The organism is Caballeronia sp. 11_S32 (assembly GCF_056930355.1).
Genome location: NZ_JBXOWH010000006.1, coordinates 394,987 through 416,032 on the forward strand (window position 1 = coordinate 394,987; position 21,046 = coordinate 416,032).

The window sequence follows — 21,046 nt, forward strand, 5'->3', positions numbered from 1 at the left end:
GTGAGGATGCGTACGTTTGCTTCGATTTCGCCAGACTCAGTCGCGCGGTGGCGTGTTCAGATAGGCCGCCGTTGCGCCGATCCGTTCCTTGCCTTGCGCCAGTTCCATTTTCGCGATCGCCTGGAGATGCACTTCGTCGGGACCGTCGGCGTAACGCAATGCGCGTCCCCACGTCCAGTGATCGGCGAGTGGTGTATCGGGGCTCACGCCCATCGCGCCGAATACCTGCATCGCGCGATCGCACACCGCCGTATGCACCTGCGGAATCAGCGCCTTGATCATCGAGATCTCCTTGCGCGCCGCTTTCGCGCCGACCTCATCGAGAAGCCACGCCGTCTTCAGTACAAGCAGGCGTGCCTGATCGATCTCGATGCGCGACTTGGCGATCCATTCGCCGATCGTGCCATGCTGATGCAGATACTTGCCGAACGTCTTGCGCTCCTGAGCGCGCTCGATCATTAGTTCGAGCGCGAGTTCGGCCGCTCCGATCGAGCGCATGCAGTGGTGAATGCGCCCCGGTCCGAGCCGCGCTTGCGCGAGCGCAAATCCGCTGCCTTCTTCGCCGAGCAGGCTCGATGCGGGCACGCGCACGTTCGTGAAGATCATCTCGCAGTGACCTTCCGGCGAGATGTGATTCATGACCGGAATATTGCGCACGACCGTCACACCGGGCGTGCCCGCCGGTACGAGGATCATGCTCTGCTGACGATGGCTTTCTGCATCCGGATCGGTCTTGCCCATCACGATGAACAGCTTGCAGTTCGGATGTGCCGCGTTCGTGATGAACCATTTTCGGCCATTGATCACGTAGTCGTTGCCATCGCGGCGAATCGAGGTCGTGATGTTGGTGGCGTCGGAGGAGGGCACGTCCGGCTCGGTCATCGCGAATGCGGAACGGATTTGGCCATCGAGCAGCGGCGCGAGCCATGTCTCGCGCTGCGAGGGCGTCGCGAACATGTGAAGCAGTTCCATGTTGCCGGTATCGGGCGCGTTGCAGTTGAAGACCTCGGATGCCCACGAAACGCGGCCCATGATTTCCGCGAGCGGCGCATATTCGAGGTTCGTGAGACGCGTGCCCGGCTCGCCTTCCTTCAGATGCGGCAGGAAGAGATTCCACAGGCCCTCGGCCTTGGCCATGGCTTTGAGATCTTCCATGAATGAGACGGGAAAGTGCCCCGCGTGGACCTCGTCGTGCCATTGACGTTGCCGCGGCACGATATGCTCGTCCATGAACATGCGCACGCGGCGCATCAGGTCTTCAACCTTCGGGCTATGAGCAAAAAACATGATGGGTTCCTTTCGCGCGGTTCGCTAGATCGTCAAGCCGCCATCGACGACGATACATTCGCCGTTCGTATAGCTCGCTGCATCGGATACGAGGTAGAGCACTGTGCCGGCCATTTCGTCGGGTTCGCCGTGACGGCGCAGCGGAATCGAATTGATCCAGCGCTCGTAGATGGTCTTGTCGTCGAAAAGTGCGCCGGCGAATTTCGTTTTGGTGAGGCCCGGCAGGAGGGCATTCACGCGGATGCCCAACGGACCGCACTCTTTCGCGAACGCCTTGGTCATGTTGACGACGCCCGCCTTGGTGATCGAGTAGATACCCTGTTGATCGCCCGGCTGGAGCGCGTTGACCGAAGCCGTGTTGACGATCGCGCCGCGGCCCTGTTCCTTCATCATCTTGCCGGCTTCGACCGACATGAAGAAGTATCCGCGCAGGTTCACGTCGACGGTCTTGTTGTAGGCGGCAAGGTCCGTATCGAGGATATGGCCGAAGTATGGATTCGCTGCGGCGTTGTTGACGAGGATGTCGAGCCGGCCGTGCTTCTCGCGGATGTGGTTGAACATGACCGCGATATCTTCCAGGCGCCCGACGTGGCACGCGAATGCTTCAGCACTCGCGCCCGACGCGCGAATGCGCGCGGCGACTGATTCGCAATCTTCCAGCTTGCGGCTCGATACGATGACGTGTGCGCCCTGTGCGGCCAGCAACACGGCGATGGCCTCGCCGATGCCGCGGCTCGCGCCTGTCACGAGAGCGATGCGTCCCGAAAGGTCAAAGAGTTTCGTAGTCGTGTCGTTCCTTTTGACAGATTGAGAAAGTGTGCCGTCTACGCGAGCAGTTCTTCGGCGAGCCGTGCTAGCGGTTCGACCATGCGGCCCACCTCGTGTGCATCCGCGCTTGACGCGTTGCCTTGCAACGCGCGCGCTTTGACGCCCTGCGCGATCGATGCAAGACGGAAGAAGCTGAACGCGAGGCAGAAGTTCCAGTTGCCAACATCGCTGAGCCCACGCAACGCGCAGTACTGCGCGAGGATGTCCTCCTCCTCGGGGATGCCGAGCGCATCGCGATCCTGGCCGCGCAGCCCGGTGATATGCCCTTTCGATGGCAGCCGCAGGCACATGCAGAAGTAGGCGAGGTCGGCGAGCGGATTGCCGAGGGTCGAGAGCTCCCAATCGAGTACGGCACGCACGCGCGGCGCATCGTCGGCGAAGATGAGGTTGTCGATGCGGAAATCGCCGTGCACGAGCGCCGGGCGTGGAGAATGGGTCGGGCAATGGGCCGGCAGCCAGTCTATGAGCGCCTCCATCGGCGCTATCCGCTCGGTTTCGGCGGCGCGGTACTGCTTCGTCCAGAGTTCGACCTGTCGCTGAAAGTAGTTGCCCGCTCGGCCATAGTCGCCAAGGCCGACGCTTTCCGGATCGACTTCATGGAGTGCCGCGAGCGTCGAGACGATTGATGCGTAATAGTCGCGCCGCGCATCGCGATCGACTTCGGGCAGGGCGGGGTTCCAGAAGATGCGTCCCGGCTCGTAGCTCATGACATAGAACAGGCTACCGATGATCTCGCGGTCTTGACACAGATGCCAGGCGCGCGCGATGGGAACCGGGGTTTGTGCAAGCGCACTCAGCACGCGGAATTCGCGATCGACTGCGTGAGCGGATTTGAGCAATGTCCCGGGCGGCTGGCGGCGCAGGACATAGCGGCTGCCTTGTGCGTCGAGCAGCCAGGTCGGGTTGGACTGGCCGCCCGCGAACTTCGTCGCGTGCACCGGCCCGCGAAAGCCCGGGAGATGCTGCTCCAGATAAGGCGTGAGCCGGTCAATGTCGAGAGACTGGCTAGATCGTTCGCTGGTCATATCGTTCGATGCTTGACGGGTAGATTAACCGTAGGTTTGAAACGCGTGACGTTGTGGATCGTCGAGATGGGCGATGCCGTTGAAGCTCGATAGATGAATCGTTTCGTGGTTGAAGAAGCAATGCGTGACGCTGCTGTTGCGGATCTGCATGTTGAGCTCGATTGCCATCGCAGTAGGCGCTTGCAGGATCTGCTGCATGAACGCGCCGATCACGCCACCGGAAGTGACCACCAGAACGCGTCGTGCGTCGCTCTGCTGAATGGCAGTGCGCGCAACCGCTACGCGCTGCTGAAACGCTCGCCACGTCTCGGGCACACGATCATCCAGTGCACCTTCGCACCAGAGGTGCAGGACCGCCCGCAATGCCTTGAAGAACTCGCGCGGACTGCGTTTCGCGGATTCGACGAGCCTGAGATCTTCATCGCGCAGAGCGCGAAAGAGCGCGTGAAAATCGTATTCATCGAGTCCGGAATGAATCTCGCATTCGACATTTATACCCGGTGTGGCCAGGCGAATCGCATCGAGCGTCTGAGCGTGACGCAGCAGCGAGCCTGTCACCACCCGGTCGAATTTGAGACCATTGAGCGCGAAGTGCTCGCCGAGCCAGATGCTCTGCCGCTTGCCGGTGTCCGAAAGACAATCGTAGTTTTGGCTGCCCAGTGACGCCTGCCCGTGCCGTACCAAAAAGAGTTCTGCCATTGCTTCTTCCGCGATCCGAGTCGGTCAAGCAAGCTTATGGGCGACACTGGTATTGACGAACTTTATTTCTTGAATGAGGGGGTATTCGTAGCGGTGATGGCGATTGCGAATACCAGGACAACCTCCCTCGAGGCGAAGCGGGGAATCGCTTCAATGAAGCGTAAATGAAGGGGCGTCTCTGAGGGCGTCGTCCCGAGCCGGGGTGGCACACGACTTGAGACGAGTGGTCTGTCGAGGGGGATTTATCGGCACGAAGATACCTGGCAGCAGGCCGGTTGTTGATGCGCGATGCCATACTGCCCTTTAAACGTGCTCGAAGACGGCTGATTGAGATACTTGACACGCTGCTGCAGCCTGCGCTCGCGCATGGCTCGACAGCGTTGAACCACGACTTCGCGTCTCGATCTGCCCTCCCGGCTTACCGGACGCCTTGCGAGTTTCGCGCTCGATTCAGTGTATGCCACGACCAAGTCATGAAGCGATTTTCTGCCACGGTTCCGATATCTGTCGTCAACGGTTTCCTCTCTGGTGCCAACCGGGCCGCGGTTGCGCGGCTCGCCGAGCGTTCCGGCATTCCGCACGACCTGCTCGGCATGCCCGCCGCGCGCGTCACGCAGGAGCAGTTTTCGACGCTCTACCGCCTGCTCGCCATGGAACTCGATGACGAGATGCCGGGGATCTTCGCGCGTCCGCTGCGCAACGGCACGCTCAAGTTCCTGTGCCTGAGCCTTCTCGATGCGCCGCGTCTCGAAGTGGCGCTGCATCGTTTCGGCCAGTTCTTTCATCTGGTCCTCGATGAATTCCAGCTCGTGTCGCGGCGGGAGGGCGCCTACGCGATCGTCGAATTCGTCGCGAATCCGCAGGGCCCGAAGGCAAGCGCGCTTGCGCGGGAGCTCGTGCTGAAGCTCGTGCATGGCGTCGCTTCCTGGCTCATACGCCAGAAGATTCCGCTCGCCGAAGCGGCGTTCGAGTTTCTGCGGCCGGCGCAGTCCGGCGACCTGCTGTATCTGTTTCCGGGACCGGTGCGTTTCGGGTGCGATCGCACGCTGATCGCGTTTGATGCCGCCTATCTCGATCGTCCCATCCGGCAGCGAAAGTCGGATCTCGACGCATTCCTTCAGCGCGCGCCGGAGGACTGGATTTTCGTGTCGTTCACCGACGAGATGGTGTGTCATCAGGTGCGCCAATGCATCGCCGCCGCCCTGCCGAAGACACCGACCGTCGACGCCGTCGCGCAGCAGCTGCACTACTCGGTGCGGACGCTGTGCAGGCGTCTCGGCGTGGAGGGAACGTCCTTCCAGGCGATCAAGGACGAAGTGCGCCGCGACATCGCCATTCAGCGCCTCACCCGTTCGGACGATGCGATCGCGGCGATCGCCTTCGATGTCGGGTTCGACAATCCGACCGCGTTCCATCGCGCTTTCCGTCACTGGACCGGCAGCACGCCGGCCGCCTACAGACAGAAGAAAGCCGGCTGAGCGCGGCCGTGGATCGGCTGGCGTCGATTTTCTGTTTGGCAGATTTTGTCAATAAAAGGGCAGTTTCAGATAACGGGGAAATGCAGACCCGTTGATACCATGCGCGGCAACATCCGTATTTGTTGCCATTTGGCCTGCCAGTTGACGGGCCATGCACCTGGAGTCGGCGATGACTTATGCAGCCCCCGTCAAGGACATGATGTTCGTACTCGAAGAGCTGGCAGATATTGCAAGCGTCCGTCAGCTCAGCGGTCTCGGCGATTCGAATGCCGATACCGCGCAAGCCGTTCTCGACGAAGGGGCGAAGCTTGCCGCCGAAGTCATCGCGCCACTGAACGCGCAGGGCGACCAGCGCCCGAGCACGTGGCATGACGGCGAGGTCGCGGCGACGGCCGGTTTCGGCGATGCCTACCGCCAATACACCGAGGGCGGCTGGCAAGGCATCAGCCATCCGGTGGAATTCGGCGGTCAGGGGCTCGCTAAGCTGGTCGCGTCGCCGTGCATCGAGATGCTCAACGCGTCCAACCTTTCCTTCGCGCTGTGCCCGCTGCTCACCGACGGCGCCATCGAGGCATTGCTGACCGCGGGCTCGGCGGAGTTGAAGGCGCGCTTTCTGCCGAAGCTGGTCGAGGGCGCGTGGACCGGCACGATGAATCTGACCGAGCCGCAGGCGGGCTCCGATCTGTCGCTCGTGCGTTCGCGCGCCGTACCGCAGGGCGATGGCACCTACAAGGTGTCCGGCACCAAGATCTTCATCACCTGGGGCGAGCACGACATGGTCGAGAACATCGTCCATCTCGTGCTTGCCCGCACGCCGGATGCGCCAGAAGGCGTAAAGGGCATCTCGCTGTTCCTCGTGCCCAAATTCCTGCTGAACGACGACGGCAGCCTCGGCGCGCGCAATGACGTCCACTGCGTGTCCATCGAGCACAAGCTCGGGATCAAGGCGAGTCCGACGGCCGTGCTCCAGTACGGCGACAAGGGCGGCGCAACCGGCTATCTCGTTGGCGAGGAGAATCGCGGTCTCGAGTACATGTTCATCATGATGAACGCGGCGCGCTTCGGCGTCGGTCTGCAGGGCATCGCGCTGTCCGACGCGGCTTATCAGAAGGCCGCCGCGTATGCGAAGGAGCGGATTCAGAGCCGCCCCGTCGACGGTTCGGACGCGGGCTCCGTCGCGATCATCCGCCACCCCGACGTGCGCCGGATGCTCGGCACCATGCGCGCGCTGACCGAAGGCGCGCGTGCGCTTGCCTATGTCGCGGCCGCGCACGCGGATTTCGCGCATCACGACGAGGACGCGGCGAGCCGCGCAAGGCATCAGGCGATCAACGAATATCTCGTGCCGATCGTGAAGGGCTGGAGCACCGAAATGGCCATCGACGTGACGAGCCTTGGCGTTCAGGTGCATGGCGGGATGGGCTTCATCGAGGAGACGGGCGCCGCCCAGTTCTATCGCGATGCGCGCATCCTGTCGATCTATGAAGGCACGACGGCGATTCAGGCCAACGATCTCGTCGGCCGCAAGACGCTTCGCGACGGCGGCGCGGCGGCGCATGCGCTGCTCGAGGAAATCGACGCGACGCTCGAAGCGTTGCAATCGACCGATGCCGGCGATGCCGCGCGCGTATTCGAGGCGATGCACCGGCGTCTCGCCGATGGACGCGAGGCGCTCGCGAACGTCGTCGCCTACGTGCTCGAATCGTGCAAGCGCGACCCGAACGCGGTGTTCGCCGGCAGCGTGCCGTATCTGAAGCTCGCGGGCATCGTGCTGTCGGGCTGGCAGATGGCGCGTGCGCTGCTCGCGGCGCAACGCAAGCGGGCCGAAGACCCGCAGTTCTACGGCGCGAAGATCGCGACCGCGCACTGCTTCTCCGAATACGTGCTGACGCAGGCCCGCGGACTCGAAACCGCCATCGTCTGCGCGCACGGCGACGATCCGCTGTTCGCATTGAACGAAGCGCAATTCTGACGCGTACGCGTGTCCTGAGCCTGAGAGAAGGAGGCGGTATGACGTTGGACAACGCCCGCACGGAGGTGTCGACGAACTGGATCGAGCAATACGGTCCGCGTGAATCGATGGAGTACGACGTGGTGATCGTCGGCGGCGGCCCCGCCGGACTGTCCGCCGCGATTCGCCTGAAGCAGCGCGCGGCGGGGCAGGGCGCCGACATTAGCGTGTGCGTGCTCGAAAAGGGCTCGGAAATCGGTGCGCATATTCTGTCGGGCGCAGTCATGGACCCGCGTGGGCTCGACGAGCTCATTCCCGACTGGAAAGCGCAAGGCGCGCCGCTCGATGTCTCGGTGACCGAGGACCGCTTTCTGTTCCTGTCGGAAGCAGGCGCGCGGGCCGTGCCGAACTGGGCGCTGCCGGAGAACTTCAGGAATCACGGCAACTACGTGATCAGCCTCGCGAACCTGACGCGCTGGCTGGGTCAGCAGGCCGAAGCGCTGGGCGTCGAGATCTTCGCGGGCTTCGCCGCCGCCGAAGTGCTCTATCACGATGACGGCTCGGTCAAGGGCGTGGCGACGGGCAACATGGGCGTCGGCCGCGACGGACAGCCGACCGAGGCGTTTCAGCTCGGCATGGACCTTTACGCGAAGTACACGCTGTTCTGCGAAGGCGCGCGCGGTCATCTCGCGCGGCAGCTGTCGGCGCGCTTCGGCCTGCGCGAGGGCGTCGATCCGCAGGTGTACGGCATCGGCATCAAGGAGCTGTGGGAGATCGATCCGGCGCAGCACAAGCCCGGGCTCGTCATTCACACGGCCGGCTGGCCGCTCCAGACCGACACTTACGGCGGCTCGTTCCTCTATCACCTCGACAATCATCAGGTGATGGTCGGCTTCGTCGTCGGCCTCGGATATACGAACCCGTATCTCTCGCCATTCGAGGAATTTCAGCGCTACAAGACGCACCCGGCGATCCGCCCGTTCCTCGAAGGCGGCAAGCGCGTGTCGTACGGCGCGCGCGCGATCGCGGCGGGCGGGTTGATGTCCTTGCCGAAGCTGGTGTTTCCGGGTGGCGCGCTCGTCGGCGACGATGCGGGCTTTCTCAACGCGTCGCGCATCAAGGGCTCGCACGCGGCGCTCAAGACCGGCATGCTCGCCGCCGATGCCGCATTCGACGCCTTGCAGGCCGGGCGGGAATCGGACGAGCTGGAGGCCTATCCGGAGTCGTTCCGGCGCTCCTGGCTGCACACGGAACTGCACCGCGCGCGCAACTTCAAGCAATGGATGGGCAAGGGCCTCTACCTCGGCACGCTGATGGTGGGGATCGAGCAGAAGCTGCTGGGCGGCAAGGTGCCGTGGACGCTGCATCACCGGCACGCGGATCACGAGACGCTCAAGCCTGCCGCGCAGTGCACGCCGATCGTCTATCCGAAGCCGGACGGCAAGCTGACGTTCGACCGGCTGTCGTCCGTATTCGTTTCGAACACCAATCACGAAGAGAACCAGCCCGCGCATCTGACGCTGAAGGACAGGAACGTGCCCATCGACGTCAATCTGCGCACCTACGCGGGCCCGGAAGCGCACTTCTGTCCGGCGGGCGTGTACGAGTTCGTCAAGACCGATGCGGACGAAGACCGCCTTCAGATCAATGCGCAGAATTGCGTGCACTGCAAGACCTGCGACATCAAGGACCCGACGCAGAACATCGTATGGGTGACGCCGGAAGGCGGCGGCGGCCCGAACTATCCGAACATGTAATCGCGCGACGCGCACGCGCAAACGAACCGGAGCGAATCAATGAGCGAAGCAAAACGTGAAGTAGTCGTGGTGAGCGGCGTGCGGACCGCCATCGGCGATTTCGGCGGCAGTCTGAAGGATTTCGCGCCGACCGAACTGGGTGCGATGACCGTGCGCGAAGTGCTCGGGCGCGGGAACGTCACAGGCGACGAAGTCGGCCACGTCGTGTTCGGCCACGTGGTGCATACGGAGCCGAAGGACATGTATCTCGCGCGCGTCGCGGCGATCAACGGCGGCGTCGCGCAGCACGTGCCGGCGCTGACGGTGAACCGGCTGTGCGGCTCGGGCCTGCAGGCGATCGTCTCGGCCGCGCAGACCATTCTGCTGGGCGATGCGGACATCGCCATCGGCGGCGGCGCCGAATCCATGAGCCGCGCGCTGTACGCGTTGCCGGGCGCGCGCTTCGGCCAGCGCATGGGCGACGGGAAGCTCGTCGACATGATGCTCGGCGCGCTGCACGACCCGTTCCAGACGATTCATATGGGCGTGACGGCGGAGAACGTCGCGCGCAAGTACGGCATTGCCCGCGATGCGCAGGACGCGCTCGCACTCGAATCGCATCGCCGTGCCGAGCGTGCGATCGCGGAAGGACGGTTCCGCGACCAGATCCTGCCGGTCACGCTGCGCACGAAAAAGGGCGAAGCGGTCTTCGACACCGACGAGCACGTGCGCCTCGATGCGAGCGCCAGGGACTTCGAAACCCTGAAGCCGGTGTTCGTCAAGGAGAACGGCACGGTGACAGCCGGCAACGCCTCGGGCATCAACGACGCGGCGGCGGCCGTGCTCCTGATGGAGCGCGGCGAAGCCGAGCGGCGCGGCGCGCGGCCGCTCGCACGGCTCGTGTCCTACGCGCATGCGGGTGTCGATCCGGCCTATATGGGCATCGGCCCCGTGCCGGCGACGCGCAAGGCGCTCGAACGCGCGGGTCTCGACGTGGCGCAGCTCGATGTGATCGAAGCCAACGAGGCCTTCGCCGCACAGGCCTGCGCGGTCACGCAGGAGCTGGGACTGGATCCGAGCAAGGTCAATCCGAACGGCTCGGGCATTTCGCTGGGGCATCCGGTCGGCGCGACGGGCGCGCTCATCACCGTCAAGGCGCTGTATGAACTGAAGCGCACCGGTGGCCGGTACGCGCTCGTCACGATGTGCATCGGCGGCGGTCAGGGGATCGCGGCGATTTTCGAAAATCTTCAGTGATCGAATCGAGGGACATTCCATGAATATCGAAACGATCGGCGTCGTGGGCGCGGGTACGATGGGCAGCGGCATCGCGCAGGCGGCGGCCGTCGCGGGGCTCGACGTCGTGATGATCGACGTCAGCGAAGCGGCACTCGGCAAGGGCATTGCGGCAGTCCGGGCGAGCCTCGCGCGGCTCGTCTCCAAGGGCAAGCTCGACGCGGCGGCGCAGGAGGCCGCGCTCGGGCGCATCGCCACGTCGACCGACTATGCGCGCCTTGCTTCGGCCGATATCGTCATCGAAGCGGCGACCGAGAACGTCGAACTGAAGGGGCGCATTCTCGGGCAGATCGAAGCGGCGGCGCGGACGGATGCGATCATCGCGACGAATACATCGTCTATCTCGATCACCGCGCTTGCGGCGCCGCTCGCCGCCCCGTCGCGCTTTGTCGGCATGCACTTCTTCAATCCCGTGCCGATGATGCCGCTCGTCGAGATCATTCGCGGCCTGCAGACGAGCGACCGGACGGCGGCGGACGTGCGCACGCTCACCGAGCGCATCGACAAGTCGCCGATCGGCGTGCGCAATTCGCCGGGCTTCGTCGTCAATCGCATTCTCGTGCCGATGATCAACGAGGCGTTCTTCGTGCTGCACGAGGGTGTGGCGAGCGCGGCGGAAATCGACGAGGGCATGAAGCTCGGCGCGAATCATCCGATCGGTCCGCTCGCGCTCGCCGATCTCATCGGGCTCGATGTGTGCCTGTCCGTGATGGACGTCTTCGTGAAGGACTTCGGCGATCCGAAGTACCGCGCGTGCAGCTTGTTGCGCGAACTCGTCGCGGCCGGACGCCTCGGGCGCAAGTCAGGACGTGGGGTGTATGACTACACTGTGTAATGGCTTGTCGGGAAAGCTCCCTCGTCGATGCGATCTGCCATAGTTCGCTTCGGCCATAAAACACGATCGGCGTCCGGCAGTTGGTTGGGAATACCGCCGTGGATTGGATTTCGCCGAAAAGCGCGACATGGCTCGGCATTCAGGCTAAGTAAGTCCCACTCGTAAACAACTGAGCGGAAGGCGCATGCTGCGGGCCTCGTGCAGGCAGATGAGCGACCGAGCGAGCAGGCCATGGCCCGCTCGCTCAAATCGTGCTGCTTCGCGCTCCCGAAAGTGACGCGTCCGTTAGGCCGCAACTGCTACTGATTTCTCGCAGTCAAGTGCCCACATTTAGCATATCCCGGCGTCGCACTTCAAAGTTCATCGCCCCATGTCGCGTTCTGGCCGCGCAAGGCTCTCGCCTCACGTCACTCCCTTTTTGCCGACATTCCCATACGCCACGCGAATTGTCATGGCGCTCATCAGTTCAAAAACCCGATTGATATCTGGCGCCTGTTTCTGTGTTCCGAACATTAACATCGCCGCGCCTTCCATCTGAGCGGCGATCAGCGTCGCGCGGGCCAGGCAGTCGCGCGCGGTTGCGGAGGCGTCCATCTCGCGTACTAGTCCGACATAGATCGCTCGATAGGCAGAGTAAAGACTTCTCACGAGTTCACGCGTACCGTCCGAGTGCTGAGCCAGAGCAAATATTTCAAACGAAAACCGGGCTACCCTTGGGTCAACGGCTTCCTCAAATGCATCTTCTACAATTTCACACAGACGTTCGAGCGCAGGTTTGCCGCTCGGCTTCCCCATTTCCGTATAGCGTTCCAGATAAACCCTCAGTAACGCGTCGATTGTCGAGCTGAGCAGTTCGTCATGCGTGGGGAAGTAATTTTGAAGCGCGGACGGCAGGATGCCGAGTTCCCTCGCCACTCGCGCCTGCGTAAACTGTGCGTATCCTTCCGTCGCCAGTAGGTTGGCCGCGCAAGATATGATCTCGTTAATCTTCAACTCTCGACGCTTTCCTTGGACCGTCGGCCGGTAATAGAGACTGTCTGGTCGTGCTTGTCCAACGCTCAGATCGAATAGTCTCCCTTGAACCTGCGCACCGAGTTCGGCACTTTGCTTGATCCCCCGTTGGCGGCCGCGTACACCGTCATCAGAAACATCGCCCTTCAAGGCCTCTGGGGGCAACTCGACAAGCGATTTGACGGAGCGCTTTGTCAAGCGTACGAATTCCGCATAGTCCTTCTCCCCATCGCCCACATAGCGATTGAAGATCATCATGCCAGTCGTCTGTGCAAGGAGGACTGTTGCACGAACCAGGCAGTCTTCCTCAGCGAGCGCAGGCTGGATCTCCGAAAACAACCTCGCGAAGACGTCCCGGCACTGCGCATGAAATTCATCGGCGAGCTCTGCAGCATAGATCGCGTGCTGGGAGAATGCGAACATCTCAAACAGGAACTGAGGGAGGTCGGTCTCGTGGATATCCAGAATCATCCGCTCGACCAACGCGGAACAACGCTGCGCCGCGTCGATACCTTGCCGGTGCGCGATCTTCATGTAGTCGTCAAGTTTCCGCTGTACATAAGCTTGCAGCGCTGTGCGTAACAGCTCCTCTTTCGCCGGAAAGTAGTACTGAAGATTTCCCAGGGTGATTCCCACGCGGCCCGCCACCCCGCGTGTCGCAAACCCGGCGTACCCATCCTCCCGAAACGTCTGCTGCGCGGCGAGGATGATTTGCGCGATGCGTAGTTCACGGTTTCGTCCTGTGGCCGATCCCGACCCATTGCTCGGCCCTCCGGGATCAACGAAAGTTTTTTTTGCCTTCTCTTGCACGCTGCGGCTCCCTAAAAACTGCCTTGGTCGTTCCCGATTATAGGTCAGATCAAGGCAAGATAACATAATCGTAAGGTCGTGGCAGCACCCCTTCCGGATGAACGGTCCCCGCTTGGTCGGCATACCGATAAACGCTGAGAAAGCGAAGGCTCCGTGTCAAATGACACGTAGGTTCCGCCTGCAGATGCGGCTCACGAGAGGTGAACCCATCCCGAATCAGTGTTTTCCCTCGCCATCGCCAGACTTGATTGTAGGTCAATCAACATCTATTCTTAGGTCACAAATACGTAAATCATAGGTCGTTAAACCGTATTAACATTTAATCGGCAGTTGTTTGAGGCTGACGAGAAGGAGCAGGCAATGAGCAACGACGTGGTTTCCTTGCGCGACATGATCGAGAAGTGGCTGGCCCCGACCACAGCCTCACCGATCCGGTTGACCCGGCTTTCGTGCGCTTCACGCAGGCCCATTCGGTGCGTGCGCGCGGAGTCATTTCTGTCGTCAGGCCCTCTGGCGATTCTTTTCTTCCAGCACGGTGATGGATCATGGCGAGTGTTCCCTCCGGGTCCCCATCGACCTACGTTGGGTGTTTCGCTGTCGGCAGACTAGGGACTGCGGGTTTTTCTTCGTTTCGGAGGGGAAACGTGATGGATATCGAAAGGCTTGCGAATGATTCGGGCATGCTGGTCGTGCTCGATGGCCGGATCGGCCGCGTGGAGTACAAGAGCGTGTACGGGTCTTTCCAGGCCCTTCAGCGCTTTGCCGACAACTTGCTCCAGTCGATCTCGAGCGAAACTTCCGACGACCGCGCTGATCGTCCGCTTCATCGTGATTATTGACGGTCAGCGTTAAACGCGGGTCCGTCGTGGTCGTCGTCGGACGGCCCAATTCTCGACTTTTTCGAAAGCAAATCAGATGCACGACAGGGAATACCCTGTCTTTTGATTTCAATCTTTCTTTGTCATGATGACCTATCATTACCACAGTTTTCTAGTACAGACATCATCCGACGCGCGCTCGCGCTTGGACCGTCGACTGAAGAGCCGGGAGAACGTAGATGGATGAATTCAGGCGTAGGGCTTTCGCCGAAGATGGCGCGGTCCTGATCAAAGGCCTTCTCGACAGTGAGCAACTGGCCCTCTGTCGGCAAGTCTTCGATTGGGGTATCGAGAATCCGGGACCAATGGCCACGACGCTGTTCGATGGCACCGCGCAGAAATCGCACAACGACAACGCCAATCCCTACGCGAAGGCGCGCCTGGATGATTTGGTCGGCACGCTATCGCTTGGCGAACTGTTTGCCGATCTCTGGGGATCGAAGCACGTGTGGTATTTCGCCGAAGAGTTATTTCTCAAGGCTGGTGGCACGAGCGGACGCTCGCCTTGGCATCAGGACACTTCCTACCTGCCATGGGAGGGCAAGCATTTTGGCAATGCCTGGATCAGCTTCGAGGCTGTTCCCCGGCAGAATGCGCTCGAGATCGTGAAGGGCTCGCATCGCGGCACGCGTCATGACGGCACCACTTTTCAGAATGCGTACGATCCCACTGACCCTTTGCATGGCGGGGATGTCTGGCCGCGCCTGCCAAATATCGAAGCGGAGCGCCGCAGCAACCCGGCTGCGTACGACATCATTTCGTGGGAGACGGAGCCCGGCGATGTTCTGCTCCTACATCCGGGCGTGCTCCATGGTGGCGGAGCGGTGGACGCGGCATTTCCGACTCGCCACACACTTGTGCTGCGCTTCTTCGGCGACGACGCGGTTTTCAGTCCGCTGCCGCAACCGAGCGTGTCGGGGTTCACGTCGGCCGGAGTTCTATTCCTCGAAGAACTTGCCGCGTTGAAAGACGGCGATCCGTTTCGCGCACCCTGTTTCCGTCAACTCGTCTGACCAAACCGACCATCACCACCATGACAAAGTCCAGTTCGCGGCAATCGATCATCCCGCCGCCGTTTCAGGCGTTCTACGACACTTTTCATTTTTCACCCGCAACCCGAGTCGGCGACACCATCTGGGTTTCTGGTCAGGTCGGCATCGGCCCGGATATGCAAGCCGGCGAGGGCATGCAGGCGCAGGCACGCATCGCCTTCGAGTCCCTGAAGGTCGTGCTTGAAACGGCGGGGGCGAGTCTGGCCGACGTCGTGGAGCTGACCACCTTTCACACGGACCTGCGAGGGGAAATGGAGGCCTTTTCGACGGTCAAGGACGCGTACTTCCCGACACGCTATCCCTCGTGGACGGCCGTTGGCGTGACCCAACTGGCGCTGCCGGAGTTGTGCATCGAGATCAGAGCGGTAGCAGTGGCAAGCTGCGGCGAGAGTTGAGTGCTTTGCTGTACAGCGCCAGCTCTGATGTTTTTTACAATATGTACTACTAATCATGGTGAGATCAGAAGGAGAATCGCGGTGAGAAAGCACACTATTGGAACATTGTCGGCCATCGCCGCGGCGCTCTTGCTTGCGGGCGGAGCGGCCGTTGCTGAGGAACTTACGCCGGTAGGCGCCGAACGCGCGGCCAGCAAGGACGGATTGGTGCCGGCGTTTGCCGGGAGGCAAGCCACGCCGGCAGGTTGGGAGTGGGGCAAGATGCGCGGCGACTTCTGGAAACATCGGGACGAGAAGCCGCTCTATTCGATCGACGCGGCAAACGTCGACAAGTACGCGGACAAGCTCTCCCCGGGCGAGATCCAGCTGATCAAACAGCAGAAGGGTTATCGGATGGACGTCTATCCGTCCCACCGCGAATGTCAGTTGCCGGAATTCGCCGAGCAAAATTCCACGACGAATCTCACCACCGCGAAACTGGCTTCGAATGGCGAGACAGTACAAGCGGCGACCCTCCCCGGAGTGGCATTTCCGCAGCCAAAGAGTGGCGCCGAAGCGATCCTCAACTATGAGACACGGTACCGCGGCGAGGGGGTCGAGTGGTCCCCGGTTGTCACGGCGATTTCCCCGCGTCCCGGCAGCAGTGACTGGATCGACGCAGTGGGTCCCCAAACCTTTTATTTTCCAGCGGGCAAGGAAGGCAAGACGTCGCCGCAGGACGTCGATCAGTTCAATCTGGGTGCCTATTTCTCCGTCAACTCACCCGCGGCACTAGCTGGACAGGCCTTCGTACAGCGCCAGTTCTTCGATAAGGATTCCGAGACGTACTACTATTTTCCGGGTCAGCGCCGTGTGAGACGCATGCCCGCTTATACGCACGATGCGCCGTTGATCGGCTTCGAAAACCAGTACCTAATCGATGAATCGAACATGTTCAACGGGTCTATCGACCGTTTCAACTGGAAGCTGGTGGGCAAGCGCGAAATGATCGTCCCGTACAACGACTTCGGCATGTACAGCTTCAAGACGAAGCTGCACGACGTTGCGACTCCCGAAGGGATCGCAGCTGATCACCGTCGCTATGAGGTCCACCGTGTCTGGGTCGTCGAGGCCACGCTCAAGCCTACGGCACGCCACGTCGCATCGAAGAAAGTCTTCTATCTGGATGAAGACAGCTGGCTCGCGCTGGTCGGCGAAGACTACGACGCGCAGGGCAAGCTCTGGAAGGTACGCGAAAGCTACCCCATCCCAGTGTGGGAGTTGGGCGGGGCCTGCGACAACGAGCCCTTCGTGCAATACGACCTGATCAACGGACGCTACGTGCTGGATGCATCGTCCATCGGGCAGGGCAAGGACATTCGCTGGTACGAGCATGTCGACAATCCGCGCTTCAAGGTGGACTTCTACACCGCGGAATCGTTGCGTTCGGCGAGCGAGCGCTGACATCCGACGTCGGCACAAAGGACCCGGCGCACGTCACACGCGTGCGCCGGCAGGGAGGAGGACGGTGGGGCAGACCATGACAACGAAGATAATCGGCAGGTATGTTGCGGTATCGCTGGCCATATTCGGAACGGCAGCATCAAGTGCGTACGGTTACGACTTCACGACCGGGATCAACGATCTCACCGGCTCTTGGGTCACCAATCTGACGGCGGGAGCGGGGATCCGGACCAAGAACCCAAGTTGCTCGCTGACTGGCGACCCTAATTCCGCAGGTTGCGGGGCGGCGGCGAACACAAATCAATGGGGTTTCGGCGATAACGGCGACCTGAATTACCGCAAAGGGCAGGCATACAGCGCCTACGCCAGTGCGACGAGCGAACTCTTGTTGAAGATGCCAAGCGAAGGGCTTAAGTTCATGATCCGCGGCACCGGTATGTACGACTTCCTTGCGAAAGATACGGCAAGAACGCCATTGTCGAGCACCGCGTCGGCGCAGGTCGTCTACGATGCGCAACTGCTTGATCTATGGGCCCAAAAGGATTTCACGATTGCCGGAAATTCTGCGCACGTGCGACTCGGCAACCAGGTGATTAACTGGGGCGAGAGCATGTACGCAATGGGCGGGATCAACGCGACGAATTCGCTCGACATCCAGAAGCTGCTCGTGCCGGGTTCGCAGCTCAAGCAGGCGCTCCTTCCTGCACCGATGGTGAGCTTCGCCGCCGATCTTTCGCATGGTTTCAGCACTGAGGAATACTACCAGTTTCAGTGGAACGGAAACCGCTATCCGCCAGTCGGATCGTACTGGTCGACAACGAACAGCCTCGGGCGTGGCACGCAGCCGCTCACCATCAGCACGAACAACTTGAATGTAGCCGGTCCAAGTGCGGGCACGATCGCCGGACCGAACAGTGGCAACCAGAATGTCCTCGACGGAATCAACACGGGCCTCGTGAACGGCACGTATGCTGGCCCCCCTTTCAACGATATCGGGCTCCCGGTTTCATGGCAGTCGCCATCGAAGTACAAACCACAGTTCGGTTTCAAGCTTAACTTTTCACCGCGCTCCTTCGGTGCGAATTTCGCGTTTTACTACGTCAACTACACGGACAAGTCGCCGGTGCTTTCATCGTTGGCCAATGGGACCGAGCAGTGGTCGTATCTTCAGAACCGCCAGCTCTTCGGCTTGAGCGCGAATTTCGGGCTGGGCGACTGGGCTATTGGCACCGAGCTGTCATATCGGCCACATGATGCCGTGGCGCTGTCGAGCTGCTACGGCGCGGGCGGCCCGCCCGACCTGAACACGAACGGCGTGGCGGGCGTCAATTGTCAGCAGTGGGCCGACATGAAGCGGTTCCAGTTCGACATCAACGGCATCCTGGCCCTGACGCGCAGCGAGTATCCGTTTCTCAAGTTGATCGGTGCGGATTCCGCGACGTTGACTGCAGAGCTGACCTGGGTCTACTACCCGGGTCTTAGCTCGCAGGGCGTCACCCGTACGGTCGACGGACAAGTGGTTACGCAGGTGCCGCAGGCGGGCTATTTTCCCTGGCTGAACAACACCTCGAATTTTGGCTATCCGATCGGGATGGCGCAGGGCACATCGAGCTCAGTAGGCGCGACCATCGACTTCAACTGGACCTACGACGGCACGCTGATCCGCGGCTGGCAGGTGACGCCAGGCGTCACGTTCGCCACCGGACTCTACGGCTATACGCCGACGCTCAGCGCGAACTACCTGCAGGGCGCGAAGTCGCTGAACCTTTATGTGCTTTTCAACCAGAACCCGGCCACGTGGCAGGCGGGCATCAACTACACGTTGTTCTGGGGCGGACACAACACCGGGGGTCAGCCGTATGCAGACCGCAACTTTGTAGGGATGTTCGTGACACGGAACTTCTGATGGCTCGATGCCGTGGGTCGTCGAATCAACTTAGGGATCAAAGCTGTGCTAAATCGCCTGGTTAAAACGTTGGAAAGATTGTGTTTCGGACACCGAGCAGCGGTGCTTGTGACGGTCGGGGTATTTACGGTCGCCATGGCCGTGTTCGCCGTGCAACTGCGCATGGACGCGGGGTTCGAGAAGCAGATGCCGATCGGTCACGAGTACATTCGGACGTTCCAGAAATATCGCTCCGACCTGCTCGGTGCGAACCGGATAACCTTCGTCGTACGAGCTCGCCACGGCTCCATCTGGACGAAGGAAGGGCTCACCCGTCTGTATAGAGTGACTCAGGCAGTGACGTATCTGCCGAACGTGGATCGGATCGGCGTGCAGTCGCTCTGGACGCCGAACGCATACGTGAACGAGATCACTGATGAAGGTTTTCGCGCCGAGCCGATCATCTCAGGCACCATCACGCCTGAGCAACTGACGCCCGAGCTTGTCACCGCGATTCGGCATGCGACGACCCAAGGCGGCTACGTCGGAACGCTTGTTTCGCATAACGAAGACAGCGCCATGATCACGGCCGAGCTCAACGAGCGCGACCGTAACGGCAAGGTGCTCGACTATGTCAAGTTCAATCACTTGCTCGAGGCGCAGATCCGCAAGCCGTTCGAGGACGCAGGCTATGAGATCCAGATCATCGGCTTCGCGAAACAAATTGGCGATATCGCCGATGGCGCCACGGCTGTGCTCGGTTTCTGCGGCATCGCACTACTGTTGACTGCGCTCGCGGTCTACTGGTACTGCCATTCGATTCGCTTCACGGTGCTGCTGATCGCCTGTTCCCTCACGTCACTGGTCTGGCAGTTCGGGACGCTTAAGCTGCTGGGATTCGGCCTCGATCCGCTCGCCGTGCTGGTGCCTTTCCTGGTTTTCGCGATTGGCGTGTCGCACGGCGTGCAGCAGGTCAACTTCATCGTGCGTGAGATCGCGCATGGCAACAGTTCGTTTGATGCGGCGCGCCATAGCTTCAGCGGTTTGCTGATTCCGGGTGTGCTGGCCCTCGTCACCGCATTCGTGTCTTTCATCACGCTGCTGTTGATTCCGATTCCCATGGTGCGCGAGCTGGCTATTACTGCGTCGCTCGGCGTCGGCTACAAAATCGTGACGAACCTCGTATTGCTGCCCGTCGCCGCTTCGTGCTTTCACTTCACAAAGAGCTATGCGGACAGCGCACTCAAACGCAGCGAGCGGCGCTCGTCATGGTTGCGTGGACTCGCGCGCATCGCGCAGCCGCGCTATGCAGGCTTGACCGTGGCGCTGACGCTCGTGGTTTTCGCTCTCGCTGCCTGGCAAAGCCGCGACCGCGTGATCGGTACGCTTCAGCCGGGTGCGCCCGAACTGCGTGCGGATGCGCGCTTCAACCAAGATGCGACGTCGATCGCGGCGAACTACGACATTGGCCTCGATTGGCTCACGCTCGCAATCGAGTCGGGAGGCAAGGCATGCGACAACCCTGCTGTCGGACTCTACGAAGACGATCTGACGAGCACGCTGCGTGACGAGCCCGGCGTGGTGTCAGTGCAGTCATACGCCGGGATGCTGCGCCGCTACAACCAGGGCTATAACGAAGACTATCCGAAGATGAATGTTGTGCCGATCGACCCCGAAAACTACGCAGCGGTTTCGGTGGATGCCGGCCGAGTGAAGGGCTTCATGAAGGCCAATTGTGGCATGACAGCGGTCCATCTTTTTCTCACCGATCACAAGGCCACGACGATTAGCCGAATTCTCGACGACGTGAAGCAATACCGCGCATCGCACGTATTTCCGGGTATCAATGTACGGCTTGCGGCGGGAAACGCGGGCGTGCTAGCGGCCATCAACGAAGAGGTGGAGAAGAGCGAGTTGCCGATGATGCTCTATGTCTACGCTGCCATCCTGATTTTGGTGTTCCTCGCCTACCGTGACTGGCGTGCAATGCTCGCGTGCTGCTTGCCGCTCACGGTCGCAACTTTCATTGGTTATTGGTTCATGAAGGAGTTGCAAATCGGGCTGACGGTGGCGACCCTTCCGGTCATGGTACTGGCCGTAGGTATTGGCGTGGACTATGCGTTCTATATCTACAACCGCTTGCAGGTACATCTAGCGGGTGGCCAGAACATTGTGAAGGCGGTGCAGCACGCGATGCTCGAGGTCGGCGTAGCGACGATCTTCACGGCGATCACATTGGCCATCGGTGTGGCGACGTGGAGCTTCTCAGCACTGAAATTTCAGGCGGACATGGGCAAGCTGCTGGCGTTCATGTTCCTTGTGAACCTGCTGATGGCGATGACCGCGCTGCCGGCGTTGGCGTCGGTCCTGGAGCGCTGGTTTCCGCGGCGCAAGCCGGCGCGCGCGCCGGGGCTTTTCAGCCACTGACTGGAGACCA

Annotated in this window: 15 protein-coding genes and 1 pseudogene; 11 read left to right on the top strand and 5 right to left on the bottom strand. The window is 61.2% G+C overall.

What is annotated here, in order from left to right; genetic code table 11:
• Positions 1 to 36 precede the first annotated feature (36 nt).
• The 4 genes and pseudogenes from AC1Z32_RS40555 to AC1Z32_RS40570 all read right to left on the bottom strand — a co-directional run bounded on the left by AC1Z32_RS40555 (position 37) and on the right by AC1Z32_RS40570 (position 3,839).
• A complete protein-coding gene (locus tag AC1Z32_RS40555) occupies positions 37 to 1,287 on the bottom strand; it encodes an acyl-CoA dehydrogenase family protein (protein ID WP_483484476.1) in 1,251 nt (416 codons plus the stop codon).
• A 24-nt stretch (positions 1,288 to 1,311) separates the two neighbouring features.
• Positions 1,312 to 2,070 (bottom strand): annotated as a pseudogene (locus AC1Z32_RS40560) (SDR family oxidoreductase); the annotation flags it as partial.
• A gap of 41 nt (positions 2,071 to 2,111) precedes the next feature.
• Positions 2,112 to 3,140, bottom strand: coding sequence for a phosphotransferase (locus tag AC1Z32_RS40565; protein WP_483484477.1), 1,029 nt, complete (start codon positions 3,138 to 3,140; stop codon positions 2,112 to 2,114).
• Positions 3,141 to 3,164: 24 nt separating this feature from the next.
• Positions 3,165 to 3,839, bottom strand: coding sequence for a histidine phosphatase family protein (locus AC1Z32_RS40570; protein WP_483484478.1), 675 nt, complete (start codon positions 3,837 to 3,839; stop codon positions 3,165 to 3,167).
• Between the two features lie 473 nt (positions 3,840 to 4,312).
• On the opposite strand from AC1Z32_RS40570, the gene AC1Z32_RS40575 reads away from it, so the two are divergent.
• The 5 genes from AC1Z32_RS40575 (at position 4,313) to AC1Z32_RS40595 (ending at position 11,135) form a co-directional block, all read left to right on the top strand.
• Entirely contained in the window at positions 4,313 to 5,317 is a 1,005-nt protein-coding gene (locus AC1Z32_RS40575; RefSeq protein ID WP_483484479.1) for an AraC family transcriptional regulator, read from the top strand.
• 169 nt (positions 5,318 to 5,486) lie between these two features.
• Positions 5,487 to 7,289, top strand: a complete 1,803-nt coding sequence (locus tag AC1Z32_RS40580) for an acyl-CoA dehydrogenase (RefSeq protein ID WP_483484480.1) — start codon at positions 5,487 to 5,489, stop codon at positions 7,287 to 7,289.
• 38 nt (positions 7,290 to 7,327) lie between these two features.
• On the top strand, positions 7,328 to 9,025 hold the full coding sequence (locus AC1Z32_RS40585; RefSeq protein WP_483484481.1) for an electron transfer flavoprotein-ubiquinone oxidoreductase: 1,698 nt from the start codon (positions 7,328 to 7,330) through the stop codon (positions 9,023 to 9,025).
• A gap of 39 nt (positions 9,026 to 9,064) precedes the next feature.
• A complete protein-coding gene (bktB, locus tag AC1Z32_RS40590; protein ID WP_483484482.1) occupies positions 9,065 to 10,261 on the top strand; it encodes a beta-ketothiolase BktB in 1,197 nt (398 codons plus the stop codon).
• A gap of 19 nt (positions 10,262 to 10,280) precedes the next feature.
• Positions 10,281 to 11,135, top strand: a complete 855-nt coding sequence (locus AC1Z32_RS40595) for a 3-hydroxybutyryl-CoA dehydrogenase (protein ID WP_483484483.1) — start codon at positions 10,281 to 10,283, stop codon at positions 11,133 to 11,135.
• 402 nt (positions 11,136 to 11,537) lie between these two features.
• Here AC1Z32_RS40595 and AC1Z32_RS40600 read toward each other — a convergent pair whose 3' ends face one another.
• Positions 11,538 to 12,956, bottom strand: a complete 1,419-nt coding sequence (locus tag AC1Z32_RS40600; RefSeq protein ID WP_483484484.1) for a TetR/AcrR family transcriptional regulator — start codon at positions 12,954 to 12,956, stop codon at positions 11,538 to 11,540.
• Positions 12,957 to 13,603: 647 nt separating this feature from the next.
• Between AC1Z32_RS40600 and AC1Z32_RS40605 the strand changes: the two genes are divergently transcribed.
• From AC1Z32_RS40605 to AC1Z32_RS40630, 6 genes are all read left to right on the top strand, one after another.
• Positions 13,604 to 13,795: a hypothetical protein gene (locus tag AC1Z32_RS40605; protein ID WP_061126197.1), complete on the top strand. Its 192-nt coding sequence runs from the start codon at positions 13,604 to 13,606 to the stop codon at positions 13,793 to 13,795.
• Positions 13,796 to 14,013: 218 nt separating this feature from the next.
• Positions 14,014 to 14,847: a phytanoyl-CoA dioxygenase family protein gene (locus AC1Z32_RS40610; protein ID WP_483484485.1), complete on the top strand. Its 834-nt coding sequence runs from the start codon at positions 14,014 to 14,016 to the stop codon at positions 14,845 to 14,847.
• 20 nt (positions 14,848 to 14,867) lie between these two features.
• The gene (locus AC1Z32_RS40615) at positions 14,868 to 15,281 is read left to right on the top strand and encodes a RidA family protein (RefSeq protein ID WP_483484486.1); all 414 of its coding nucleotides are present in this window, start codon (positions 14,868 to 14,870) and stop codon (positions 15,279 to 15,281) included.
• Between the two features lie 27 nt (positions 15,282 to 15,308).
• Positions 15,309 to 16,724, top strand: coding sequence for a DUF1329 domain-containing protein (locus tag AC1Z32_RS40620; protein WP_483484487.1), 1,416 nt, complete (start codon positions 15,309 to 15,311; stop codon positions 16,722 to 16,724).
• A 76-nt stretch (positions 16,725 to 16,800) separates the two neighbouring features.
• Positions 16,801 to 18,630, top strand: coding sequence for a DUF1302 domain-containing protein (locus tag AC1Z32_RS40625; protein ID WP_483484488.1), 1,830 nt, complete (start codon positions 16,801 to 16,803; stop codon positions 18,628 to 18,630).
• 45 nt (positions 18,631 to 18,675) lie between these two features.
• Positions 18,676 to 21,036, top strand: a complete 2,361-nt coding sequence (locus AC1Z32_RS40630; protein WP_483484524.1) for an efflux RND transporter permease subunit — start codon at positions 18,676 to 18,678, stop codon at positions 21,034 to 21,036.
• The last annotated feature ends 10 nt before the right edge of the window (positions 21,037 to 21,046 follow it).